The 24,937-nt window shown below is 47.5% G+C and carries 19 protein-coding genes; 5 read left to right on the top strand and 14 right to left on the bottom strand.

The features are described from left to right. Positions 1 to 56: 56 nt before the first annotated feature. From pgl to pgi, 4 genes are all read right to left on the bottom strand, one after another. Complete coding sequence (gene pgl / locus NNX04_RS07800; RefSeq protein WP_007642917.1) at positions 57 to 767, bottom strand: 6-phosphogluconolactonase; 711 nt, start codon at positions 765 to 767, stop codon at positions 57 to 59. Continuing rightward, on the bottom strand, positions 761 to 2,248 hold the full coding sequence (gene zwf / locus NNX04_RS07805; protein ID WP_151056853.1) for a glucose-6-phosphate dehydrogenase: 1,488 nt from the start codon (positions 2,246 to 2,248) through the stop codon (positions 761 to 763). The genes pgl and zwf overlap by 7 nt, the downstream gene beginning before the upstream one ends. Positions 2,249 to 2,340: 92 nt before the next feature. Continuing rightward, the gene (edd, locus tag NNX04_RS07810; RefSeq protein WP_315973081.1) at positions 2,341 to 4,167 is read right to left on the bottom strand and encodes a phosphogluconate dehydratase; all 1,827 of its coding nucleotides are present in this window, start codon (positions 4,165 to 4,167) and stop codon (positions 2,341 to 2,343) included. Between the two features lie 107 nt (positions 4,168 to 4,274). Beyond that, a complete protein-coding gene (pgi, locus tag NNX04_RS07815) occupies positions 4,275 to 5,939 on the bottom strand; it encodes a glucose-6-phosphate isomerase (protein WP_261948052.1) in 1,665 nt (554 codons plus the stop codon). 609 nt (positions 5,940 to 6,548) lie between these two features. Between pgi and NNX04_RS07820 the strand changes: the two genes are divergently transcribed. Continuing rightward, complete coding sequence (locus NNX04_RS07820; RefSeq protein WP_261948053.1) at positions 6,549 to 7,634, top strand: protein O-GlcNAcase; 1,086 nt, start codon at positions 6,549 to 6,551, stop codon at positions 7,632 to 7,634. Here NNX04_RS07820 and NNX04_RS07825 read toward each other — a convergent pair whose 3' ends face one another. Next, entirely contained in the window at positions 7,635 to 8,300 is a 666-nt protein-coding gene (locus tag NNX04_RS07825; RefSeq protein WP_315973082.1) for an alpha/beta hydrolase, read from the bottom strand. It abuts the gene before it with no gap. Between the two features lie 191 nt (positions 8,301 to 8,491). On the opposite strand from NNX04_RS07825, the gene ppnN reads away from it, so the two are divergent. Then, positions 8,492 to 9,904, top strand: a complete 1,413-nt coding sequence (ppnN, locus tag NNX04_RS07830) for a nucleotide 5'-monophosphate nucleosidase PpnN (RefSeq protein ID WP_261948055.1) — start codon at positions 8,492 to 8,494, stop codon at positions 9,902 to 9,904. 382 nt (positions 9,905 to 10,286) lie between these two features. Here the strand turns inward: ppnN and tadA are convergent, their stop codons facing one another. The 5 genes from tadA to pdxH are packed head-to-tail and all read right to left on the bottom strand — an operon-like array spanning position 10,287 to position 14,018. After that, positions 10,287 to 10,841 carry a tRNA adenosine(34) deaminase TadA gene (gene tadA / locus NNX04_RS07835; protein WP_261948056.1) on the bottom strand — a complete coding sequence of 185 codons (555 nt, stop codon included), beginning with the start codon at positions 10,839 to 10,841 and terminating at the stop codon, positions 10,287 to 10,289. Continuing rightward, positions 10,838 to 11,107 (bottom strand): DUF1653 domain-containing protein, encoded by a 270-nt coding sequence (locus NNX04_RS07840; RefSeq protein ID WP_261948057.1) that lies wholly within the window; start codon positions 11,105 to 11,107, stop codon positions 10,838 to 10,840. The genes tadA and NNX04_RS07840 overlap by 4 nt, the downstream gene beginning before the upstream one ends. A gap of 27 nt (positions 11,108 to 11,134) precedes the next feature. Next, the gene (locus NNX04_RS07845) at positions 11,135 to 12,385 is read right to left on the bottom strand and encodes a CaiB/BaiF CoA transferase family protein (RefSeq protein ID WP_261948058.1); all 1,251 of its coding nucleotides are present in this window, start codon (positions 12,383 to 12,385) and stop codon (positions 11,135 to 11,137) included. Beyond that, the gene (locus NNX04_RS07850) at positions 12,378 to 13,367 is read right to left on the bottom strand and encodes an NAD(P)H-quinone oxidoreductase (RefSeq protein ID WP_261948400.1); all 990 of its coding nucleotides are present in this window, start codon (positions 13,365 to 13,367) and stop codon (positions 12,378 to 12,380) included. Before NNX04_RS07850 ends, NNX04_RS07845 begins: the two co-directional genes overlap by 8 nt. Positions 13,368 to 13,373: 6 nt before the next feature. Next, positions 13,374 to 14,018, bottom strand: a complete 645-nt coding sequence (gene pdxH, locus NNX04_RS07855) for a pyridoxamine 5'-phosphate oxidase (RefSeq protein WP_261948059.1) — start codon at positions 14,016 to 14,018, stop codon at positions 13,374 to 13,376. 322 nt (positions 14,019 to 14,340) lie between these two features. Here pdxH and mobA point away from each other — a divergent pair, with 322 nt between their 5' ends. The 3 genes from mobA (at position 14,341) to NNX04_RS07870 (ending at position 16,090) form a co-directional block, all read left to right on the top strand. Then, positions 14,341 to 14,964 (top strand): molybdenum cofactor guanylyltransferase MobA, encoded by a 624-nt coding sequence (gene mobA, locus NNX04_RS07860; RefSeq protein WP_007642936.1) that lies wholly within the window; start codon positions 14,341 to 14,343, stop codon positions 14,962 to 14,964. A 77-nt stretch (positions 14,965 to 15,041) separates the two neighbouring features. Next, positions 15,042 to 15,458, top strand: a complete 417-nt coding sequence (locus NNX04_RS07865) for a VanZ family protein (RefSeq protein WP_261948060.1) — start codon at positions 15,042 to 15,044, stop codon at positions 15,456 to 15,458. Positions 15,459 to 15,475: 17 nt separating this feature from the next. After that, positions 15,476 to 16,090, top strand: a complete 615-nt coding sequence (locus NNX04_RS07870; protein WP_261948061.1) for a DUF1287 domain-containing protein — start codon at positions 15,476 to 15,478, stop codon at positions 16,088 to 16,090. Here the strand turns inward: NNX04_RS07870 and NNX04_RS07875 are convergent. The 4 genes from NNX04_RS07875 to NNX04_RS07890 all read right to left on the bottom strand — a co-directional run bounded on the left by NNX04_RS07875 (position 16,059) and on the right by NNX04_RS07890 (position 24,887). Continuing rightward, complete coding sequence (locus tag NNX04_RS07875; RefSeq protein WP_261948062.1) at positions 16,059 to 17,063, bottom strand: alpha/beta hydrolase; 1,005 nt, start codon at positions 17,061 to 17,063, stop codon at positions 16,059 to 16,061. The two genes, NNX04_RS07870 and NNX04_RS07875, sit on opposite strands and share 32 nt — an antisense overlap. A 130-nt stretch (positions 17,064 to 17,193) precedes the next feature. Next, complete coding sequence (aceF, locus tag NNX04_RS07880) at positions 17,194 to 18,789, bottom strand: dihydrolipoyllysine-residue acetyltransferase (protein WP_261948063.1); 1,596 nt, start codon at positions 18,787 to 18,789, stop codon at positions 17,194 to 17,196. A gap of 93 nt (positions 18,790 to 18,882) precedes the next feature. After that, the gene (aceE, locus tag NNX04_RS07885; RefSeq protein ID WP_007642943.1) at positions 18,883 to 21,534 is read right to left on the bottom strand and encodes a pyruvate dehydrogenase (acetyl-transferring), homodimeric type; all 2,652 of its coding nucleotides are present in this window, start codon (positions 21,532 to 21,534) and stop codon (positions 18,883 to 18,885) included. A gap of 449 nt (positions 21,535 to 21,983) precedes the next feature. Then, positions 21,984 to 24,887 (bottom strand): insulinase family protein, encoded by a 2,904-nt coding sequence (locus tag NNX04_RS07890; RefSeq protein WP_261948064.1) that lies wholly within the window; start codon positions 24,885 to 24,887, stop codon positions 21,984 to 21,986. Positions 24,888 to 24,937 lie beyond the last annotated feature (50 nt).

Here is a 24,937-nt window from a genome sequence, read left to right on the forward strand (position 1 = left end):
AAGAATAATCTGCCCTAAAAAAACCTACTGCAGATCAGTTCGGAATTCGGTAAAAATCAAGGCGCCCAATAAACCACAACCGGCACTTTTTGCTGTTGCAACACAGCGCGAATCGGCATTTCTTTTATATCGGTACCCGCCTGGGCTGCACGCAATACTGCCAATTTTTCATCGCCAGTCAGCAACAACACCAAGGTTTTGGAGCGCAGCAACCCAGCCAACGTCAAGGTCATGCGCTCGGTAATTGCACCGGTTACTTCGCTTTGCTTGGCGATAATCGCCGCACACAGCTGCTCAGATTCCAGATTCAATGCCTCATCCAATCCCTGTGCATGCGGGAACAATGAAGCGGTATGGCCGTCAGAACCCATCCCCAAAATAGTCACATCAAAGGGTTGCGCCAATTGCTGATACGCGCTTTCGCAGTCATCCAAACCCTCAGCAGCAGTTTCCGCTGAATTTTTCATACCGACCAGATTGGCCGCGGCGGCTTTATTCTGGATCAGGTGTTTTACGGTAAAAGCTTCATTGCTTTTATCGTGCGCAAAATCCACCCAGCGCTCATCAACCAAGGCGACGTAAACAGATTCCCAATCCAGATCGGAATTGCTCAAGGCTTTGTACAGCGGTTCAGGCGTACTGCCACCGGACACCATAAAAGTTGCTTCACCGCGATCTTCAATCGCGTCGCGCAGTGCAGTTTCACATTCTGCCTGCAGCGCAGCGATCATCTCTGCGCGACTGTCAAATAAACGCTCGCTTACCATTCCTGATCTGCTCCCGAGAGAACTTCATCTATCGAGAACCAGCGACGACGATCACTGGCCATTAACTGTGCAGAGGCTTGTGGTCCCCAGCTGCCAGCCATATAGCCATGTGGTTTATTCTCAGGGCGCTGCCAGGCTTCAATTATTGGATCAATCCACGACCAGGCTGCATCGACTTCGGCACGGTGAATAAACAAGCTGGCATCACCAGCCGCCGCATCAAGCATCAAGCGCTTGTAAGCATCTGAATAGAAGTCTTTATAGGTATCAGCAAAGTTCAGGTTGAGCACGACGGGGCGCAGATGCGTCTCATGTTTTTCCAGATCTTTGGACACCATGATGATCTTGATGCTCTCCTCCGGCTGAAGACGAATAATCAAGCGGTTTGGTGTTGCCGCACCGGCAGACTCTGGGTATACGCGGTGAGCGACATCTTTATACTGGATGACAATTTCCGCGAAACGCTGCTTCATGCGTTTACCAGTACGCAGGTAAAAAGGTACGTTGGCCCAGCGTGAGTTATCGATATAAGCACGAATAGCGACAAAGGTTTCGGTATTGCTTGGCTGACCCAACTCTTCAAGATAGCCGGGAACCATCTTGCCGGCCATCTCACCCGCCACATACTGACCGCGCACGGTATTGTATTTAACGGTATTGCCAGTAAGTGGACGCAAGCTTTCCAACACTTTGAGTTTTTCAGCGCGAATACGCTCAGCAGTCATTTTATTAGGTGACTCCATAGCCACCAAACACAGCAATTGAAGGATATGGTTTTGCACCATATCGCGCAGCGCGCCCGCGCCGTCGTAAAAACTTGCGCGCCCTTCCAGACCTACAGTCTCAGAAATACTGATCTGTACATGATCAATCGATTTTGCATCCCACAAATGCTCAAACATTCCGTTAGCAAAACGCAGTGCCAACAGATTTTGAACTGTCTCTTTGCCGAGATAGTGATCGATACGGAAAATAGCATCTTCACTGAAGTATTCTGCGATCTGGCTGTTAATTTCTTCAGCTGTTTTAGCGTCGTAGCCCAAGGGTTTTTCAACCACAACACGCGCATTAGCAGTGATCAGGCCAGACTCATGCAAATGCTTGCAGCAAATACTGAATACTGATGGCGGGGTAGAAAGATAAAACACGCGCGCAGCATTACCGCCGCTGTTTAACAACTGAGCCAGTGCGTCCCAATGCTCATCTTTGGTACCAATATCGACAAACACAGGGAAAAGACGCTGTGCGAAATCATCCCAATCGGCAGCGACAAACTCATCGGCATTCAAGTGTTTTTCTGCGGCCGCGCGCACTTTGTCTTTGTACTCAGCAACCATCTGGGTATTGCGGCAAGTGGGGATGATGCGCGCATTGGCAGGCAAAGAGCCTTCGCGATGAGCGCGGTACAACCCAGGGATCAACTTGCGCAGAGCCAAGTCGCCAGCGCCTCCAAAAATAACAAAATCAAACGCTTCGAGCATGAGGGGTAATCCTGTTTGTGAAACTTGACAGTGGATTTACTTTCTAAAAACGAAGACCCCGAACGACAGTTCGGGGTCCGGAATTTAACTACTTACCAGTTAAATACAGTAGCTCCTTCTTCAGCGAGGCCCACTGTGGCACGCAACGGCGCAAATAACTCGCGCCCCATACCATAGTGAACTGCTGACAAATCACATTGGGCAGGCTGACGGGAATTCAACTCTTCCTCGCTGACCAGCAACTGCAAGGTGCCTGTCTCAGCATCCAACTCAATCATATCCCCATCGCGAATCAGCGCAATTGGGCCATTATCCAAGGCCTCTGGGGTCATGTGTATCGCAGCCGGAATTTTACCAGACGCCCCGGACATGCGACCATCGGTCAACAATGCTACTTTGAAACCACGATCCTGCAACACACCTAACGGTGGAGTGAGCTTGTGAAGTTCTGGCATACCACAAGCTTTTGGCCCTTGGAAACGCACAACGGCGATAAAATCTTTTTCCAAGTCACCACGTTTGAAAGCCGACTGCAATTCATCCTGACTGTGAAACACAATTGCCGGAGCAACTACTTTGCGATGATCCGGCTTAACCGCTGAGATTTTAATCACTGAACGGCCAATATTACCCTTCAACAATCTCATGCCACCCTCAGGAGCAAAAGGCTTGCTAACCGGGCGCAAAACCGAATCATCCAGGCTTTCAGAAACTGCATCACGCCACACAATTTCACCATTCTCCAGGAATGGTTCTTTGGTGTAGGCCGCTAAGCCGCCCTCACCCATGATGGTTTTAACATCGTCATGCAGTAGGCCCGCAGCACGCAGCTCACGGATTAAATAACCCATACCGCCAACAGCCTGAAAGCGGTTTACATCAGCCAAACCATTAGGGTAAATCCGACATAGGAGTGGAATTATATCCGAAATGTCAGACAAATCCTGCCAGTTAATTTGTACACCAGCAGCTCGGGCGATGGCAACTATGTGCATCGCATGATTGGTGGAGCCGCCAGTAGCCATGAGACCGACAATGCCATTAACAATCGATTTTTCGGTGACAATTTCAGCCAAAGTTACTGGGGTATCGCGGGTAATTCTTGCTAACTGATGGACTGACGCACGCGTCAATGCATCGCGCAATGGCGTATAAGGGTTGATGAAAGTACTGCCGGGTAAATGCATACCCATAATTTCCATCAACATTTGATTCGTATTGGCAGTACCATAAAAAGTACAGGTACCCGCACTGTGATAAGAGGCGCTCTCGGCGGCCAGCAACTCTTTACGGCCAACCTTGCCCTCAGCAAACAATTGACGCGCCTTGGCTTTTTCGGCGTTGGACAAGCCGGGAGTCATTGGCCCGGCAGGGATAAAAATAATTGGCAATTGGCCAAACGACAGTGCGCCAATCATCAAACCGGGAACAATTTTATCGCACACCCCAAGGCAAACAGCGGCATCAAACATGTCGTGCGATAGGGCAATGGCCGTACTCATTGCGATCACATCACGGCTAAAGAGCGACATCTCCATACCAGGAAAGCCTTGGGTGACGCCATCGCACATGGCGGGAACACCGCCTGCCATTTGCGCCGTCATACCCATTTCTTTGGCGGCAGCTTTTATCGGCTCAAGGTACTCACCATAGGGAACGTGGGCAGAGAGCATCTCGTTGTAGGAATTCACCACACCAATATTCGCCGCCTGCCCTTCCGCCAAGGCAACTTTATCGTCGGTATTACAGGCCGCAAAACCATGGGCAAGATTCGCACAACCCAGGTGATGCCGCGCAGGACCTTTATTGCGGAATTTATTTACGCGGGCCAGATAGGCGGCGCGGGTATCCCGGCTTCTGGCGATGATACGCTCGGTGATTTCGACAAGTCGCGGGTCTGTGCTTAACACTTCAGTCATGTGAATACCATTGCTCTATGGGGCCGTACCTATTGCAAACATTGTGGTTTGCCTATGGATGCGCCGGGTACATAGCCCGGCGTGTCTGTATTTTTTCCGCACCCAGCTTATTTAGCTGTTTTAGCGCGCTTGTAACAGTCAATCAGATTGCGGGTAGAGGCATCGTGCGCCGCATTGGTTGCTTTATTGAGATCCAACTCCGGTTGAATCGCTGCCGCCAACACTTTGCCCAGCTCAACTCCCCACTGATCAAAGGAGTGAATGCGCCAGATAATACCTTGAACGAAGATTTTATGCTCATAAAGCGCGATCAAGGCACCCAGTGAGCGAGCATCAACTTTGTTCAATAACAGGGTATTGCTGGGGCGATTACCGCGATGCACCTTGTGCTCCACGATTTCTTCAATACGCTCAGCACTCACGCCTTTTGCTGCCAACTCACGGCGAACCTGATCGGCGTCAATCCCCAGCATTAAGGCTTGGGTTTGGGCGAAGAAGTTGGCCATTAATGCATCGTGATGACCTTCAACCGCAACGGTTGGCGCGATCGAACCGATAAAGTCGGCCGGGATAATATCGGTGCCCTGGTGAAGCATTTGATAGAACGCATGCTGACCATTAATGCCCACCTCGCCCCACACCAGTGGCACACTGCCGTAGGTAATTTGTTCGCCCGCCCAGTTGACTGACTTGCCATTACTTTCCATCTCCGCCTGCTGCATATAGGCAGGGAAGCGATGCAGACATTGATCGTAAGGCAATAGCGCATGCGCAGGATAGCCAAGGAAATTGCGATTCCAGATTCCCACTAACGCCAACATAACCGGCGCGTTTTCTGCCAAAGGTGCGTTTTGGAAATGCTGATCCATTTCATAAGCGCCTTGCAGCAGCTCATCAAATACTTCGTAACCAAGGGACAATACTATCGGTAAACCGATTGCTGACCAGAGTGAGAAACGTCCGCCAACCCAATCCCACATATCAAAAATATTTTCTTCGGCGATACCGAAGGCGGTGACTAATTTGCGGTTGGTCGAAACCGCTACAAAATGCTTGGCAATCGCCGCTTTGTCGCCCGCTGCAGCCATAAACCATTGCTCGGCAGTACGTGCATTAGTCATGGTCTCCTGGGTGGTAAAGGTCTTGGAGGAGATAACAAATAACGTGGTTTCCGGGTTCAAACCCTCCAACACTTCTGCGATCTGAACACCATCAATATTGGACACGAAGTGCATATTGAATTGTTTATCGCTATAAGCTTTCAGCGCTTCACATACCATCAGCGGACCGAGGTTTGAGCCACCAATACCGATACTCACGATATCGGTAATGGTTTTACCGGTATAACCAACCCACCCGCCTGAACGCAGCTTTTCACTCAGCTTACGCATACGCTCCAATTCCGCATTTACCGCCGGGCGCGCATCAGCACCATCAATAAGGATTGGAGTCGACGACTTATCACGCAAGGCGACATGCATAACGGCGCGATCTTCAGTGGCATTGATATGCTCTGCAGCAAACATCTTGCTGCGCCAACTTTCAACGTCAGACTCCTGTGCCAAAGCCAGAAGTGCCGCTTTGGTTTCATCGGTAATCAGGTTTTTGGAGTAATCGAACAGGAAGGGAGAGAGCTGCAGGGAGAATTTTTCAAAACGCTGGTCATCAACGGCAAATAATTCTTTCAGGTGGCGACTTTTCATTTGCGCCGCATGGGCTTCAAGCACTTTCCAGGAAGGCAATTCGGTAGGACGCACGTCAGGCTTGGTCATTTCTACTCCACAAACTATGTTGTATAGGTGATGCACCTAAAAATACAGGTGGTTGATTTCTAATCTGGTTCCAGTTCTAGTAGTGAGAAGCAACGGACAACTTGCCGTTTTACCTCTATAGCGGAGGAACCTTCCGCATAACTGCGATTACCGATTTTGCTATCCGAGTGCGACGTTGAGGTGCGGGATTAAAGTGATACGCTTCCTACTATTCACCCGTCGGCACGCAGGTCATCCTAGAGATGTATGCTAAAAAGCAATTCAAATATGAAAGCAACAGTCCGCGAGAAATATTCGCCGATATTTCGTAACAGGATAGCGATGAAATTACGCTAATTACCGTTGGAAAACCGTAAAATTGCCCAGCGCAAAAAGGCAGCTATGATAGGCAGATGGACCTTGAGTGTCAATTGACGCCACTGTGAGCACAGCGCCAACTATCAATCGAAAAATACACTTATGTAGTAAAAAAAGAGAGGAACAGTTACAGCTCCCCGCCAGCGATTGGCATTATAAAAATGCAGCAAAAAATCACAGTCACGCTACACGAAAGATTTGTATAAGTTCACAACGGCAACACGATTACCACCAGCAACCAGGCCAACACCGATGCAGACAAATAAAAAACACACCACCCCACTCGGTATTATCGAAGGCTTTTTTGGGCGCGAATGGCACTGGGAAGATCGAAAAAACTACGCGGAGTTTCTTGCCCAACACCACTACCAGTTTTATATTTATGCACCAAAAAGTGACAAACATTTGCGCATGCAATGGCAACAAGACTGGCCTGTAGAATCAAAAGAAAAACTAATCGCGCTGCGCAACACTTATGGCGATGCAGGGATTAAGTTTGGTGTGGGGCTCAGCCCTCATGAAATTTATCTGGATAACGCGCGCGATCAACGACAGCACCTCAAACGACGCATTCAACAACTCAACGATCTGCAGCCGGATATCCTCTGTATTTTATTTGATGATATGCGCGGCGACATTCCCGGATTAGCGGAAATTCAAATTGATATTGCTCATGAAGCAGCCGCGCTCAGTAGCGCCAAGCGCATTATCTTTTGCCCCACCTACTACAGTTTTGATCCGGTACTGGAAAAAGTCTTTGGTAAAATGCCCACCGATTATTGGCAGACATTTGCCCGGCAACTCGATAGCAATATTGATATGTTTTGGACAGGAGAAAAGGTTTGCTCGCCCAGCTATACCCGCGAGCATCTATTGCAAGTAGAGGAGCTGATCGGTCGCAAACCCTTTTTATGGGATAACTACCCAGTGAATGACGGCGCTGTGAAATCCAATTTATTACAACTGCGCGCATTCGACCAATCACACAGCCAGCTTGACGGAAAGTTATCCGGTCACGCAGTCAACCCGATGAATCAAGCTTGGCTGTCAAAAATTCCGTTAGCCAGCCTGCCGCTCGCATATCAACAAGCACAAAACTATTGCGCACAAAATGCATTCCATGTTGTTTGTGAGCAACTCTGCGGTGTTGAGTTAGCACAACTACTGACACAGGACGTTCCCGCACTGCAAGAGCGCGGATTAAAAAATTTGGATCAACACGAAAGATTGATATTGCGCGAACGCTATAGCCAATTTCTTCGCAACCCATTCGCCCAGGAAATTATCGATTGGCTGGATGGTGTTTATACCTTTGATCCAGCCTGCTTAACGGAATAATTATTGGCGAAGTAAAAACTGCAACCAGTTTGAAATGGAGAGTACTTGCTCGGCGCAAAGCGTATGCTCCATCGCATAAGACTCATAACTCGCTCTGCAACCCTGATCGCTAAGAAAGCGATAGGCGCGCTGCCCCAATAGCTCTGGCACGACACCATCGCGACTGCCGTGCTGAATCATGATTGGCGTCGCTTGGTTGGCGGCCGCTATTTGCAAACTTGCCTGGGTAGCAAGGTAACTGGACATAACTAACAGGCCAGCCAGAGGCTGATCAAAACTTAACCCCGCCTGATACACTACCGCCCCACCCTGTGAAAAACCGGCCAGAACAATGCGCTTTGATTCAATGCCTCGTGCCTGCTCGCGTGCAATTAATGCCTGCACAGCCGTTGCGCTAATTAATAACTGTTGCTCGTCAATTTTGCGCTCCAAATTCATTTCCAGAATATCGTACCAAGCCGGCATGACATAACCACCATTAATGGTTACTGGAATTTCGGGCGCATGAGGAAAGATAAAACGAATCGAGAGACTCTCTGGCAAATTCAATTCAGGCACCAAAGGCGCAAAATCATTACCATCCGCGCCCAATCCGTGCAACCAAATGACACTTGCCACTACCGGCGCTGTACCGGTTTCGATTTCTACACAGGGTAAATAATCCATAGTCATCTCTTTAATTAAAAAAATAGATCAAAAAATACACACAAAGCGCCGTGGTAATAATTATTGATTGGGCATACAAGACCAAGTCAATACAATCCTCGTAAATTAGCACTACACTTAAAACACGAATGACAAAAAACAACAGTACTCAATTACTGCGAGCAACTGCATCACCGATGCTAAGGAACACTATGAGCAACCTCAATCCCAATCAACCTATTTTGACAGAACCCGGCGTTTATAAAACTGTTGACGCATTGATATCTCCCATTGATCAACTGAACGTACTATCTAAAGTGGAAGTCGCCAAATTATTAGATTCCAGTCAAAGCGGCCTCTACAAATTATTCCGCAACTGCTCACTTGCAGTTCTCAATACCGGTAATGACCTTGATGATGGCAAAGAATTGTTAGAGCGCTACAAAGACTTTGAAATCAGTATTGTGCAGCAGGAGCGCGGCATCAAACTCGCCGTTAAAAATGCACCTGCCAATGCGTTTGTGGATGACAAAATGATTCGCGGTATTAGCGAACACTTGTTTACCGTATTGCGTGATGTGATTTACACCAACGATGAAATTAATGGCAATTCAAAATTCAATTTGGAAAGTTCCGAAGGTATCACTGACGCAGTTTTTCATATGCTGCGTAACGCCAATTTACTAAAACCCGGTTTGGATCCAAATTTAGTCGTATGCTGGGGCGGCCACTCCATCAACCGGATTGAATATGATTACACCAAAGAGATCGGATACCAACTAGGCTTGCGCAGCCTGGATATTTGCACCGGCTGCGGTCCTGGTGCCATGAAAGGCCCGATGAAAGGCGCCACCATTGGTCACGCCAAACAACGCATGCCCAATGGTCGTTACATTGGTATTACCGAGCCTGGAATTATCGCCGCTGAAGCGCCCAATCCAATTGTTAATCAACTGACCATCATGCCGGATATTGAAAAACGGCTTGAGGCATTTGTGCGTCTTGGCCATGGCATTATTGTGTTCCCTGGTGGCGCAGGAACTACAGAAGAAATCCTCTATATTCTGGGCATTCTTTTGCATCCCGACAATAAGGATATCCCCTTTCCGCTGGTATTTACCGGCCCGGCAAGCTCGGCAGATTATTTTGCACATATCGACCGCTTTATTGGTGACGCCTTGGGCACTGAAGCGCAATCCCACTACAAAATTATCGTAAATGACCCGGAAGCAGTCGCACGTGAAATGAAAGAGGGTATTAAAAAAGTGCGCGAGTTCCGCAAGCAAAGTGATGATGCCTACTATTTTAATTGGCAACTCAAAATAAGCCCCGATTTACAGCAGCCGTTTATTCCCACTCACGAGAACATGCGTAATCTGGAACTTCACAAAAATCAACCGGTAAACCAATTGGCTGCAAACTTACGCCGGGCGTTTTCGGGCATAGTAGCGGGCAATGTGAAAGAGGAAGGCATTTGTGCGATTGAGAAGTTCGGCCATTTTGAGCTTCATGGCGACCCGGAAATTATGCACCCTGTGGATGAGCTACTAGATTCTTTTGCACGGGATAGCCGGATGAAACTACCCGGTAGAGCCTATATTCCCTGCTATAAAGTTATTAAGTAATGAGTCAACAGCGATTTTAGTTATACCCTGTAGTCAATGTCTCACAAAAGATACGGAGTTTAGCGACTATTCTGCCAGCCCGCGCGCAAGCATAATGATCACATCAAGGAAGTAGACAATGATGTGATCTGGCCAGGAAAGGTCAATGGATGCGCCCACCTGTTAGGGACGCGATGTCAGGAGACATCAAAGGATTGCGCTAGCGCAGGAGGAAAGGCGGTCAGGGAATCGAAGGGAATGTCGAGCAAATTGACTACTTCTACTAAGGGATAGTATCTGTACGGGGCCGCTTGCGGCCCCTACTTATTTTTACAGACTAAATTTTTACACTTTGCGTTTTATTTCCAATCCTACCGTTTATTTCCAAATCCTACTTTTTCAACTACGCGTGTTTTTCTTGCTCGCCCTGCGCTTCTTGCCGCTTCAATTTTTCTTGTCGCTTCTGCTCGCGACGCAGCGCAAAAAATTCACTTAATTGATGCTGACATTCTTGCGCCATTAACCCGCCAGCATAATTCACGCGATGGTTAAAATAATCGTTATCCAGCAATTGTGACTTACTGACTACCGCCCCCGCTTTTGGCTCTGTGGTACCAAACACCAATCGCGCAATACGCGCATGTACCAACGCGCCAACGCACATAGTGCACGGCTCCAAGGTGACGTAAATACTCGCACCAACCAAACGGTAATTCTGCACCTGTTGTGCCGCTTGACGCAGGGCAATTATTTCCGCATGAGCAGTGGGGTCGTGACTGGTGATAGGTTGATTAAACCCCTCTCCCAATATTTGTTCGTCACACACGATAACAGCACCCACAGGCACCTCACCTAATTTTTCGCCTTGCGCAGCGAGTTGAAAAGCATAATCCATCCAATGCTTGTCCTGCTCCGAAAAAATGGATGCTGCACTTTCCACCGAATCAGGATTATTCACGATTGCTCATATTCCATTTGCGGGGCTAAAAAATGTGCCATTTCAGATTCACCCAGCACACGCAAAAAACGAAAGCGAGGAATTGTCTCACCCGCCAACTCAACTGTTTCTGTAAACATCGCAAGGGGACGAACCCACCACGAATAGTCACCATAGAGACAGCGATAAAAAACTAACGGCTCGCGCGTTTCACTGTGATGCGCCACTTGAAATACAAAATAATCCTTACCTTTGTAATGGCGATACAAACCTGATTGCAGTGACATAAATTTACCTTTGGCCTTGCGGCAATCTCAAATAACGCCAGTCGATTTTAATTGTGCGATTCGTTCCGGCGAAAAACCCAACAGTGTTTGCAAAATATCCTGGGTGTGGCTGCCAATCTCCCCACCCGGCCAATCGGTAGCGCCCGGTGTTTGCGCAAGTCGCGGCGCAATGGCAGGCAACTGCAAAGGTTTACCATTAATCTCCACCTGTTCGAACATACCGCGCGCCACAAAATGTGGATCAGCAAACATATCTTTCACATTATAAATCGGGCCCGCCGGTACACGCGCTTGCTCAAGCAGTTGCAAAATCTCATCGGCATCCTTACTCATACACCAAGCGGCAAGCGCATTGTCAATTTCCAATTCATGTTGCACGCGCCCGGCATTATTGGCCATACGTGGATCACTGGCCATTTCCGGATGCCCTGCTACCTGCATCAAGCGCTGGAAAATAGAATCGCCATTACCGCCAATCACCACATATTTTCCATTTTTGCAGCGATAGGTATTGGTCGGGACTATGCCTGTAACTGTAGTGCCCGAAGGTTCGCGAATCACACCCGCCCCCGAAAATTCTGGCACTACTGCCTCCATCAAATTAAACATGGATTCATAGAGCGCCACATCCACCACTTGCCCCTCGCCACTGTTATTGCGCTCCAGCAGTGCGAGTGCAATACCGAGCGCAGCGTGAATACCAGAAATGGTATCGCCAATGCTTAAATTGGGGCGTACTGGCGCTTGATCGGGGAAACCATTCACATAACGAAAGCCACTCATGCCTTCGCACACGGATGCAAAACCAGGTTTTGTGGCATAAGGTCCGGTTTGACCGTAACCGGAGATACGCGCGTAAATTAAACGGGGATTGGATTGCTTCAACACCTCCGGCCCAAGCCCCCAGGATTCCATCACCCCCGGGCGAAAATTTTCGATAACCACATCGGCACTATCCATTAATTGGCGTGCAATTTTTTGACCTTCGACGTGTTTTAAATCGAGCGTGATACTTTTTTTATTGCGGCCGATACTGCGCCACCAAAACGACGTACCATTATCCAGCACACGCCAATTGCGAATCGCATCGCCCTCCGGCGGTTCGATTTTAATAACTTCCGCACCAAAATAACCGAGCATGCAGCCCGCAAAAGGGCCCGCAATTAATTGGCCAACTTCAATAATGCGCACGCCATCGAGTGGGCGTTTTTTATTGGCTGTGCTATTGAGTGGGTTATTTCCGGAGTTAATTGTTGAGCTATTTATAGATTCAGTCATTGATCGGTGCCATGTCCAAAATAATTTTGCCGATGTGCTGATTGGATTCCATATGGCAATGCGCTGCCGCAACATCACTCAATCCAAATACAGAATCAATCAATGGAGTGATGGTTTTAGCTTCCAACAGCGGCCAAACTTTCAATTCCAATTCAGCGGCGATATTTGCTTTTACTGCAGCAGGTTGCGCGCGCAACGTGGAGCCAGTGAGCGTTAAGCGTTTGAGCATAAGCGGCATAAAATCGACCATTGTTTTACTGCCATTTAAAAAAGCAATGTTCACAATGCGCCCATCCTTAGCAGCCGCTGAAAAATTGCGCTGGATATAATCACCACCTACCATATCCAAAATTACATTGGCGCCCAACCCCTGCGTGAGCTGTTTAACCTCGGCAACAAAATCCCGCTCGCGATAATTAATCGCTTGTGCGCCTAACCGCTCAACTGCCGCACATTTTGCAGCCGACCCCGCTGTCGCAATGATGTTAATTCCAAACGCACGCGCGATTTGGATTGCAGCAACACCGATACCGCTGGCACCGCCATGAATTAACAAGGTTTCGCCCGCTTGCAAATGTGCACGCTGAAAAAGGTTATGCCATACGGTAAAAAATGTTTCCGGTAGAGCCGCTGCCTGAACGTATGAATAACCTGCGGGCATAGGCAAACATTGCGCGGCGGGTGCGAGCGCGTAGTCAGCATAACCGCCACCATCCACCAAGGCGCAAACGTTATCGCCTAACTGCCAACGTTTCACATTCACTCCACACGCGACAATTTCGCCAGCCACTTCCAGCCCTAATATTGGTGACGCGTTTTCGGGCGCAGGGTACAAGCCTTGGCGCTGCAAAATATCCGGGCGATTAACTCCCGCTGCATAAACCTTTATCAAGACCTCGTCAGGTTTCGGTTCGGGTATAGCCATCTGCGTCAATTGCAAATTACTGGCATCGCCAAATGCTGTTAATGCTACGTAGCGCATTTCCACCTAAGGCTCCAGGCGATCAATCGACCAAGTACCATCTGCCTGCAAAGTGTATTGAAATCGGTCGTGTAACCGATGCGATCCACCTTGCCAGAATTCGATCTGATGTGGCTTGACTCTGAACCCACCCCAGAAATCCGGCACGGGAATTTCGCCTTTGGCAAACTTGTTCTTCATCGACTCAAACTGCTGCATTAACAACGCGCGCGATGAAATTGGGCGGCTTTGCTGTGATGCCCAAGCCCCTAACTGGCTTTCGCGCGGGCGCGAGACAAAATACTTGAGCACCTCAGCAGTTGATAATGGCTCAGCAGTGCCGCACACCTTCACTTGTCGCTCCAAAAAGAACCAAGGGAAATGCAGGCTAACTTTGGGATTTTGTTTCAATTCTTGCGCTTTACGGCTGTTGAGATTGGTATAAAACACAAACCCTTTTTCATCCAAATGTTTAAGCAACACAATGCGCTGTGACGGTTGACCACTGGCATCAACTGTTGCAACTGTCATGGCGTTAGGATCAGGGATACCGGATTTAATAGTTTGCTCCATCCACCGCCCGAATTGCTCCAGCGGGTTGTCAGTCAAATCAGCCCTGTCCAAACCACCTTGTGTATATTCGCGACGAAAGTCTTCGAGTTTAAGTTCCATACAGCCCCCTATAAACATAATGGGTGTGCATACTACTTTGCACACCGAGAAAAGCAATTTTGCTCAGAACTACTTGGTACGAACAGGCTGGCAGTTTGGGTAAAGCCACGCGTTCGAAATACAACTCACAACAAAAGCAATATATAAAACCAAGCATAATTACCAAATGAATTGCCATAAAAATGCCTGTTACTGTAAAAATCGTGGTGATGGCTCGGGGCAGCAGCTACACTATGGGATAGGCAACAATGATGATTAATGCGCCAAAAGCGCTCCGCCCCTAGCTAATCCAACATAGAGATTCTGAAGCAGTAAAAACCTTATGAGTAATATTGAGTCGGTTGTAGGTGTGATTCTGGCAGGAGGCTTGGCCCGCCGTATGGGCGGTGGCGACAAATGCCTGCTCCCTCTGGCAGGTAAAACCCTATTGCAGCGCACCATTGAAAGAGCACAACCACAAGTTAAAAAATTACTGCTCAATGCCAACGGCAATAGCTTGCGCTTTGCCCGCACTCGCCTGCCCGTAGTGCCGGACGTATTTCCAAACAATCGCGGTCCCCTGGCGGGTATTCATGCAGCCCTCCAATGGATGCATAAAGATAATCCCGATGCAGAATGGCTGGTCAGTTTCGCTTCCGATACGCCGTTTTTCCCCTCCGATTTGGTATCAACGCTATTAGAAGCCGTCAATCAGTCTCATTCACAGTTAGCAATAGCCTCCTCACTCGCACGCAGGCACCCCACCTTTGCACTATGGCACGCTTCATTAATCAAGCCCATGGAGCAACAACTACAAAGCGATGAAATGCCTCGTTTGCAAGATTGGATGAGCGCACAAAATCCCGTAGAAGTCTCGTTTAGTGCGATTGACTACGACCCATTTTTCAATATCAATACTCCACAAGACTTGTACGCTGCCGAACCCATGGTACCGCTCATTAAGTAATACCAAACAGCGATTGGCGCGAGCAATCGCTCCATAAAAAACAACCTGTTATGCTCATGGCCTTCCGCGGCGAATAAATGGTGCAAGAGATGGCGTGGCGTTTTTTATGTGTTATTCAGTTTTATCTTCTTTTGGTGATCTATACCTATCTTGGGTTAACCCCTCACCCTGAAAATTCCGTTCCGGTATTCAATGATTTGTTGATGCACTTTGCAGGCTATGCTGTTGCAGCAATCTCTATTAATTTTGCCCGCCCTTACTGGCCAGGGTGGCAACAAGCAGTGGTACTAATTCTTTATTCCATCGCCATAGAAATTGCACAGCATTTTAATCCACCGCGCACATTTAGCATTGCAGACATTATCGCCAACACCACCGGTGTAGCTTTAGGTCTCGCAATAATATTTATACTGACAAGATATTGCTCTTGGTTTTCCAGTTTACTTTTCTGGAAAATAAAAGCGCGAGGCAACACCAGTAATAACAATAGTTAAAAATAAAGGACTAGATCATGACCAAATTATCACTCTCAATCCTGAGCTTGGTAATTTTTTGCATAGCAGAATATTGCCTCGCAGAAAACATTATCGATCCAAAGAGCAACACCCGTAAATTAATCGATGCAGCACTTGCGCAAACGGCGACAGCCGTTACTTACAATGGCACCTATTTTAAAATCGCTTACCCGATGGGCGATGTGCCTGCAGAATTTGGGGTCTGCACTGATGTAATCATTCGCGCTTATCGAAAGCTCGGCATAGACCTGCAACAATTCGTGCATGAAGATATGCGCAGTAATTTTTCGCTTTACCCTGCAAGACGCAATTGGAATCAAACCAAAACTGATACCAATATTGATCATCGCCGCGTGCCCAACCTGCAAACTTTCTTTACGCGACATGGCAAAAAATTAGCTATATCACTTAAACCGCTCGATTATCAGGCGGGCGATCTGGTTACCTGGATGCTACCCGGGAACTTGCCGCATATTGGCATTGTGACAGACCAACATTCCAGCGATGGCCTTCGCCCCCTAATTGTCCACAACATAGGTGCAGGCCCTGAACTGGAAGACATGTTATTAGACTACACAATTACCGGGCACTATCGCTACGCCTTATTTTGAACTGCTGATTCAAAAACTGCTCGGCAATGTTTATAGATGGCTGTAACCATGGGTCGAACAACCAGAAGGAGTGTGGTGAGTCTGGAATTTTTGAAACCTGATAAGCAATTCCAAACGGTTTCATTTTTTCGATCATCTCTTCATGCCCAACACTAAACCGTGGTTGTGCGCTGATTAAAAATAAAATCGGTGGTGTATTTTTGTTGACATAAAATGTAGGCGAAGCCTCATGCCACAAGTCTGTTTTTTCTGCGTAGCGCCCACCAAACCAAAAACCTGCCGCTGAAGGATTTTTACGCGGATCATCCTCATGCAGTCGTGCCGCTTCCGAGGTAAAGTCAGAGAGACCATCGATATTAATAATTGCCTGAACATCACTTGATATGCGCGAGCGATGCAATTGCGGATCAAATTTTTCAAGTCCGTTGGTCACGCCCGTTAAACTGGCAATTTGCCCACCAGCAGAACCGCCGGCCACCGCAATCTGCTGAGGATTGACACCATATTTTTTGGCATTACTGCGCAACCAACGAATGGCAGCTTTTACATCGTGGATTGCGGCAGGATATTTTGCCTCACCTGCCAAACGGTAACTTATTGTCGCCGTCACATAACCACGCTGTGCAAGGCCAATTGCCATAGGTGTGAAATTAGTACGATAGCCTGAGCGCCAGCCACCACCATGAACAAATACAACACCAGGTTTTAAATGAGTAATAGAAGATTCAGGTAAATATAAATCCAGCTGCAAGGCGCGCTTGCCATAGCGAACATAGGTTATGTTTTTTATTTCAACGACAGAATCAGGCACATCCCGGCGGGCAATGGTGATAAAAGGATAATCAGCGGCGAGCTTTTGATAGGTGGTTTCAGGGGTGTAAGTATTGCTCGGGTCATCAACTTGAGTAATCGTTTGACAGCCTAAAAACACAAATAGAACAGCACAACTAATCATTTTCAGGAATTGGTTCATCGTATTATCGCTCGCAAGAGGAAATTAAATGACCGAAAAATGCCGACTTTTTATATTTTTTAAATCACAACATTAAAACAAAAAGGGTCAGCAATTGCTGACCCTTTTTGTAAACCATCTATATTGATGATTACAACAACAAACGTCTTACATCCGCTATTACAGCTGTCAAATAAGTAAAGAAGCGGCCGGCATCTGCACCATTAATCGCACGGTGGTCATAAGACAGGGACAGCGGCAGCATATTACGTGGAATAAACTCTTTACCATTCCACACTGGTTTCATTTGCGCGCGAGACACACCAAGAATAGCAACTTCAGGCGCGTTCACAATCGGGGTAAAACCATTACCACCCGCAGCACCAAGGCTGGAAATAGTGAAACAACCACCTTGCATATCAGCGGGCAACAACTTGCCATCACGGGCTTTTTTCGCAATCGCATTGATTTCGTCAGTTAATTCCCACAGCCCTTTTTTGTCTACGTTACGGATAACAGGAACCATCAGGCCGTTAGGGGTATCTACCGCGATACCAATGTGCACGTATTTTTTCTGCACGATACTTTCGCCATCGTGATGCAAAGATACATTGAAACTTGGCTCTGCAACCAACGCGGCAGCACAAGCTTTCATAATGAAAGGCAATGGAGTCAGTTTGCTGCCGCGTTTTTCCGCTTCAGCTTTCAAACCATTGCGGAAAGCTTCCAAGTCAGTGATGTCCGCATCGTCCCACTGGGTAACATGAGGAACGTTTAACCAGTTGCGGGTCATATTGTCCGCAGTGATTTTTTTCACTTTACTCATTTTGATGGTTTCGATTTCGCCAAATTTGGAGAAATCAACCGCTGGAACACGCGGAATACCTGAACCACCACCCATTGGAGCGCCAGATTGAGCGGCAACAACAATCGGTTTTACGTAAGCGCGAACGTCATCTTTCAATAAACGACCACGAGGACCAGTGCCAGACACTTTGCCCATATCGACACCCAGTTGGCGAGCCAACTTGCGCACAGCGGGACCGGCGTACACATCACCGGTTTGCTCAACATCAATAGCCGGTGCAACAGCCTTCGCCACTTCTGCTTTAGGAGCAGGGGCAGCCGCCGCGACAGGGGCAGGCTCAGCCTTTACGGGCGCAGCAGCCACAGCAGGTGCACCACCAGTAGCAGCCAACACACCAATCACAGCACCTTGAGATACTTTATCGCCAACCTTGACGGCAAGACTCACAATTTTACCAGCGGCTTCAGCCGGTATTTCCATCGAAGCTTTGTCAGTCTCAAGCACGATCAATGAATCGCCTGCAGCAACCTCATCACCCACTTTTACAGAAATTTCGATAACTTCCACGCCTTCGGCACCACCGATATCAGGCACAACCATTGGCACTTCGGCGCTGGTTGCTGCCGCAACAGGTGCTGATACTGGCGCTACTGCAGCGGCAACAGGAGCAGCTTGCGGAGCTGGCGCCGCTTCACTGGCACCTTCCGCTTCTACTTCGAGCAATAAACTATCTTGCGATACTTTATCGCCAAGATTCACTTTAATAGCGACAACCTTGCCTGCTTTATCGGCCGGGATTTCCATTGAAGCCTTGTCGGTTTCAAGCACGACAATTGAATCACCTTCGGCGATAACATCACCCACCTTTACGGAGATTTCAATTACTTCAACGCCTTCTGCGCCGCCAATATCAGGCACTTTAATAGTTTGAATTGCCACTGTAGTTCCTCACTAATCGGTTATTTCTACATTCGATAAAATGTTTTTGACGAATACAAACAACATCGCCCTCTTTGTGAGAGGGCGATGGTTTTATACGCTCATCGGATCCGCTTTTTCTGGATCAATACCAAACTTCTTGATGGCTTTAGCAACAACATCAGCCTTAATCTTGCCTTGGTCAGCCAAGGACTTGAGTGCAGCAATCACCACAAAATAACGGTTAACTTCAAAGAAGTGACGTAATTGAGTGCGAGTATCACTGCGACCAAAACCTTCAGTGCCCAGCACGGTGTAGTGACCTGGAATGTAGGCACGCAGCTGCTCGGAGTAGGTTTTCAAGTTGTCGGTAGAGATAATGAATGGGCCTTCAGCGCCTTCCAATACCTGGGTGATATAGGGTTTACGCTGTGCAGCTGCTGGGTTCAGCATATTCCAGCGAGTCGCGCGCTGACCATCGCGGGTCAGTTCATTCACACTGGTTACACTCCACACATCCGCTTCCACATCAAATTCGCTACGCAGGATTTCTGCAGCAAAACGCACTTCACGCAAAATGGTACCAGCACCCATCAATTGAACGCGGTTTTTGGCTTTACCAACGCCCTTCTCCAATTGATAAATACCTTTAATGATGCCGTCTTCCGCACCTTCGGGCATATCGGGGTGTTGATAGTTTTCATTCATCAACGAAATGTAATAGAAGACATTTTCATTGTCGTGATACATGCGTTTCATACCATCCTGAATGATCACCGCTAATTCATAAGCGTAGGTAGGATCATAAGAACGGCAGTTAGGGATGGTGTTAGCAAATACATGGCTATGACCATCCTGATGCTGTAAACCTTCACCATTCAAAGTAGTACGACCAGCAGTAGCGCCCATCAAGAAGCCGCGCGCCTGAGAATCACCAGCAGCCCACGCCAAGTCACCAATACGTTGGAAACCAAACATGGAGTAATAAATATAGAATGGAATCATCGGCTTTTTGTAGTTACTGTAAGCCGTTGCTGCAGCAATCCAGGAAGCCATAGAACCTGCTTCGTTAATGCCCTCTTCCAGAATTTGACCGGTAGCCGATTCGTGATAGGACATCATTTGGCCAGCATCATGTGGGGTGTATTTTTGACCTTCGGATGAATAAATACCGATGGTTTTAAACATCCCTTCCATACCAAAAGTACGCGCTTCGTCCGGTACTATAGGTACGATTTGTTTGCCAATATTTTTGTCTTTCACCAGCGATGAAAGAATACGCACAAAGCTCATGGTGGTGGAAATTTCACGCTCGCCAGTAGACTTCAACTGGGCAGCAAAGGCATCCAACGCTGGCACCAGCAAGGGGTCAAAACTGGCATTACGTGAAGGCACAAAACCTTTAAGTTCTTTGCGGCGGCTCTTCATGTATTGCATTTCAGGACTGTCTTCTGCCGGGCGATAGTACGGCAACTTCGGCAGATCTTCGTCGCTAATGGGCAATTCAAAACGGTCACGGAATTTTTTCAGGCTTTCAATATCAAGTGCTTTTACCGAGTGAGTTTTATTAATCGCCTCACCGGAAGTACCCATACCGTAGCCTTTTACGGTTTGAGCCAGAATAACGGTTGGTTTGCCTTTGGTATTAATTGCTTGATGGTAAGCGTTGTATACCTTATGACTATCATGACCACCACGAGCCAAAGCCATAATCTGGTCATCGGTCATGTCTTTGACCAACTCCAGCAATTCAGGATACTTACCAAAGAAATGTTCACGAGTGTAAGCGCCGCCGTTGGCTTTGTAGTTTTGCATTTCGCCATCGACAACTTCGTCCATGCGTTTCTGCAACAAACCAGTTTTGTCTTTAGCAAGCAGTTCGTCCCAACCACGTCCCCACAGAACCTTGATTACGTTCCAGCCAGCGCCGCGGAAAACACCTTCCAATTCTTGTACGATTTTACTGTTACCGCGCACGGGGCCATCCAAGCGCTGCAGGTTACAGTTGATGACAAAAATCAGATTGTCCAGTTTCTCACGTGTTGCCAGTGAGATAGCGCCCAAGCTTTCCGGCTCATCACATTCGCCATCACCCAGGAATGCCCATACCTTGCGATCAGTAACAGGAATTAAACTGCGCGCTTCCATGTAGCGGTTAAAGCGAGCTTGATAAATCGCTTTGATTGGGCCAAGGCCCATAGATACAGTAGGGAACTGCCAGTAATCCGGCATCAGCCATGGGTGGGGATAAGAAGATAAACCGCCACCATTCACTTCACGGCGGAAGTTATCCAGATGACTCTCGCTCAAACGGCCTTCAACAAAAGAGCGAGCATACATACCCGGGGAAACATGCCCCTGAAAGTAAATCAAATCGCCCGGAGTATCGCCATCGTTACCGCGGAAAAAATGATTGAAACCTACGTCATATAAGGTTGCAGAGGATGCAAAGGATGCAATGTGACCACCCAAGCCTTCATCGTTATCGTTCGCTTTCATCACCATCGCCATGGCATTCCAGCGAATAATTGAACGAATTTTACGCTCCATGGCGTAATCACCCGGAGACTTAATTTCTTTCTCTACAGGGATAGTATTTATATAGGGGGTTTTGATGGAAGAAGGCTGCTCAATGCCATGACTGACAGCAGACTCGGACAGGGATTTTAATATTTCTGCGGCGCGATCTTTTCCCGCATGACGAACAACTGACCGAAGGGCGTCTAGCCACTCTTTTGTTTCAATGGCATTGATATCTTGTTGCATTCAAATCTCCTCAGCTATGCGCAATAACGCACATCATGTAGCAGTAGTATCTAATACAGGAATTTGGATCTGGGCTTCATGCAAAAACAGGCACAAAGTAAAAAGTGCTGTAATATCATGGAGTTACAGGAGGAACATTCCTTTTACTTGTGTAAAAAATCCACGAATTCTTGCATAAGTGTGAATTTTTTACCAGCCCTAGCCAACACGGTAACACTCTGGAGGGGCACAACTTTAGTGCACAGATCGCTGCACCGAGCGCTGTTCATAACTCAAAGCCATGAAAAACACGCACTCAAAACAGGGAACGCATTATTACCTAAGGTTTGTATTTCACCAAGCAATAAACAGTAAAAAAAATGATAATTTTTAGGGCTAAAAGCACAACAAATAACGCACAAAAATGCAGCACATTCGCCATTGAGCGCCCCAAAAAATAACATTCCCGATTATGGCATCACTGTTCTATTCATTTGTTTTTTGTAAGCAGGCAGACTCTGAATTTCAGAAAAATTATCGCGCTGGTCAAATGCTATTGAGGTGAGCCAGAGGCGTCTGTTTTTATTCAGAAAGACTCTTGCGTAAAATCCATTAAGCGAATCAACAGTGATTGCAGCGACAGCTTCTGCCAATAAATCGCGGCGCATAAAAGTTTCGTCATAGGATGTAATCGAAGCCCAGTAACGCTCAGATTGCTCCTTGAGTGAACGCGCAGGCTCTTGCAACTTTTTAATTAAAGACTGCTGATTCATCGCAAAATTATCAGCCAGCATAGAAGCCTGTTCATCTAAAAACAGATCTATCTGCGCCATAATCTCCGCTTCATTCGAAGAGGGCGATTGCACAACGAACAAACTATTTTCAAGATCCAGCAATGGGGCGGGAAGCACACCCACGATATAACCTAATTGTTTTTCAGTTCTTAATTGATGATAAAACGCTGGCTGAAGCAACTGCCGGATTAACATCATATGCGCGGCATCCACCGCTGAGGCAGAAGGACTTTGAATAAATAACTCAACAACACGATCGCTGTGATCAAGCGAGTGAGTGTAGAGCCATGGTTTTGCGGAATCCTCCGGCAGCATCAACTGAACCACTGGCGACACTTCTCGCCCAGCGCGACGGTTTAATAACTCATGCTCAACCAATACGGCCAGCTTCAAGGCTTCCGCACGGAAATAATTGCCATAAAATAATCCATCTGCCGTTGCATCAATTAATTGCCGAGCGACAAATTGATTAAATTGCTCAAAGCTTTTACGCTCCAACGCATCAATAAGCTCAGCATTAGACCAGGATGGTTCCAGTTGCAGCGCGGCAATTTGCTGCGCAAGAACTTGATAAGGCATGTCTTTATTTTTGTTGCGCCAACTGCGTAGCAAATTTTCTTTCAGCAATAGAAAACGCTCTTCTTTAAATCGCCCTGCATTTATCGCCGTTATAATTTTATTCATCAACATACCCTGCCGACCTGAATAACCGAATATACCCAAGTCATAGCCGCGCCCGTTGGCAGTGAGCGTAAAATCAATACCCGCCAAACTAGCGGGATAAGCAAACTCATTTAATTGATCAACAATTAATGCTGCAAACAATTGTGCTTGTGCCGCCCCCTCTGCATTGGCAGCCACTAATGGTGACTTAATACGCAGGTTAATTTGCGCGCGCGGCTGTTTAAATTCCCGGTCCTGTGAAAACCAGACACGCATATTGGAATTGCGATAAATAATCTTGGGACGCACATCTTGAACTGCACCGCGCTGCTCAAGCATTGAGCCCGCTTTTACTGAAAGGCGCTTGGGTATAAACAGGTTTTTTTCCGGCAGGAATAATTCTTGCCGTACGGTAGGCTTTAATTCAAGAATTTCGGGGATTTGCGCCCGCAATGAGAATGGCGCTGAATAGAGTTTTGAAACACGATAGGGTTCGACATCAGGAGCTACCAAGACCAATAGTAGATTTTGGCTATTTAAAAATGACAGGCTTTTTTCAATTAAATTTGCATCAAAATCAGCGTAGATATAATCGCCACGCAAAATATCACGCGGCTCGTACTGACTCATCTTTTGAGCGAATGCACTAACAGTCTCCATTGGCGCCCGCTTTTCCTGATAATGGAAATCCAAATCAGCCAGCTGTTGTAATTCACCGTAGCGCCAGGAGGATGCACCGCGCACTTTGAGTTGTTCGATGGAATGAAAAACCAGTGACACTATCTGATCACGCGCGCGAACACCTTGTGGTGTTAATTGAATACTCAATTGAAAGACGGCATCGCTGCGGCTATGCAAACTGGTTCCTGCATACACACCCTCTGCCCAGCCCAAGCGTTTTAATAACGACAACAAACTGCCACGACCTTCATGGCCAAGCAGATGCGCTATGTAGGCATAAGGTTTTTTGCGATAAAACTGGTCGGGATTGGGAATAGGAAAATTAAAGGTGAGTTGGCGTAGTTCTTTTTCCGGTTTGATTTCAAGGCTTGCAGGCAAGCCTGATGGATCAAATAATGGTGGATACGCTGCTTCAATACTGATATCGCGTTTGGCAACACTACTGAATCTATCGCGCACCATTGCCTCAAGGTTATTGAGGGGCTCCGGGCCAAGCACCACCAAACTCATCAAATGCGACGAATAGTGTTGCTCGTAAAAACGGATCATGTCATCGCGCACCGGATTATTTTCGCGATCAGCCAATGTTGTCAAATTACCTACCGAAAACTTCGCACCTGGGTGCGCAGGATTCATCAATTCGCGATAAACATCCCATTCACGGCGCGCATCATCTTTCAACTTGGCCATGTATTCCGAATGCACGGCATTGCGCTCGCGCTCTACGTATTCGACGGAAAATAACGGCGCTACGAAAAACTGGGAAAATCGATCCAGCGCTGGCGCTAACTGATCTTTGTCGATTTCAAAAAAATAGTTGGTATTTTCGGCCGCCGTAAATGCGTTATAGCGGCCACCATGTTGCGAGATAAACTCTTGGTACTCACCGGCTTGGGGATACTTTTCAGTCCCCAGAAACAGCATGTGCTCAAGAAAGTGTGCAAGTCCTGTGCGGTCAACCGGGTTTTGATTGGCTCCCACTTGAATATCGAGGGCCGCCGCAGCTTTTTCAGTGGTGGGGTCAGAAATCAATAGCACCCGCAATTGGTTTTCCAATATCAGGTAACGATAGTCGCGCTTGTCATTTTCGCTTTTAACTATGGCAAGCGGACTATAGCCAGCTTTGGGTAGATCCTCTTGCTGCGCAAGGAGCAACGAGCTTGCCAAAGCAAAGGCAAGCGCCGTTAGCAGCACCAGGCACGTTCGCGCATTCATTTGATAAGGCAATATCGGCATAACAAACTCACTTCAGCATTCGTAGGCAGCCAGATTTCTGGGTGCCGTAC

Origin of the sequence: Cellvibrio sp. QJXJ (assembly GCF_024452345.1) — a bacterium.
Taxonomy (GTDB): Bacteria; Pseudomonadota; Gammaproteobacteria; order Pseudomonadales; family Cellvibrionaceae; genus Cellvibrio.

What these genes read in the sequence shown, in the direction of transcription:
- pgi (WP_261948052.1), bottom strand. Translation starts at nt 5,939, where the DNA reads ATGACCAAGCCTGACGTGCGTCCTACCGAATTGCCTTCCTGGAAAGTG.
- ppnN (WP_261948055.1), top strand. Translation starts at nt 8,492, where the DNA reads ATGAGCAACCTCAATCCCAATCAACCTATTTTGACAGAACCCGGCGTT.
- NNX04_RS07865 (WP_261948060.1), top strand. Translation starts at nt 15,042, where the DNA reads ATGGTGCAAGAGATGGCGTGGCGTTTTTTATGTGTTATTCAGTTTTAT.
- NNX04_RS07875 (WP_261948062.1), bottom strand. Translation starts at nt 17,063, where the DNA reads ATGAACCAATTCCTGAAAATGATTAGTTGTGCTGTTCTATTTGTGTTT.
- aceE (WP_007642943.1), bottom strand. Translation starts at nt 21,534, where the DNA reads ATGCAACAAGATATCAATGCCATTGAAACAAAAGAGTGGCTAGACGCC.
- NNX04_RS07825 (WP_315973082.1), bottom strand. Translation starts at nt 8,300, where the DNA reads ATGGATTATTTACCCTGTGTAGAAATCGAAACCGGTACAGCGCCGGTA.
- NNX04_RS07840 (WP_261948057.1), bottom strand. Translation starts at nt 11,107, where the DNA reads ATGTCACTGCAATCAGGTTTGTATCGCCATTACAAAGGTAAGGATTAT.
- NNX04_RS07890 (WP_261948064.1), bottom strand. Translation starts at nt 24,887, where the DNA reads ATGCCGATATTGCCTTATCAAATGAATGCGCGAACGTGCCTGGTGCTG.
- mobA (WP_007642936.1), top strand. Translation starts at nt 14,341, where the DNA reads ATGAGTAATATTGAGTCGGTTGTAGGTGTGATTCTGGCAGGAGGCTTG.
- NNX04_RS07820 (WP_261948053.1), top strand. Translation starts at nt 6,549, where the DNA reads ATGCAGACAAATAAAAAACACACCACCCCACTCGGTATTATCGAAGGC.
- pgl (WP_007642917.1), bottom strand. Translation starts at nt 767, where the DNA reads ATGGTAAGCGAGCGTTTATTTGACAGTCGCGCAGAGATGATCGCTGCG.
- pdxH (WP_261948059.1), bottom strand. Translation starts at nt 14,018, where the DNA reads ATGGAACTTAAACTCGAAGACTTTCGTCGCGAATATACACAAGGTGGT.
- NNX04_RS07850 (WP_261948400.1), bottom strand. Translation starts at nt 13,367, where the DNA reads ATGCGCTACGTAGCATTAACAGCATTTGGCGATGCCAGTAATTTGCAA.
- zwf (WP_151056853.1), bottom strand. Translation starts at nt 2,248, where the DNA reads ATGCTCGAAGCGTTTGATTTTGTTATTTTTGGAGGCGCTGGCGACTTG.
- NNX04_RS07845 (WP_261948058.1), bottom strand. Translation starts at nt 12,385, where the DNA reads ATGACTGAATCTATAAATAGCTCAACAATTAACTCCGGAAATAACCCA.
- NNX04_RS07870 (WP_261948061.1), top strand. Translation starts at nt 15,476, where the DNA reads ATGACCAAATTATCACTCTCAATCCTGAGCTTGGTAATTTTTTGCATA.
- edd (WP_315973081.1), bottom strand. Translation starts at nt 4,167, where the DNA reads ATGACTGAAGTGTTAAGCACAGACCCGCGACTTGTCGAAATCACCGAG.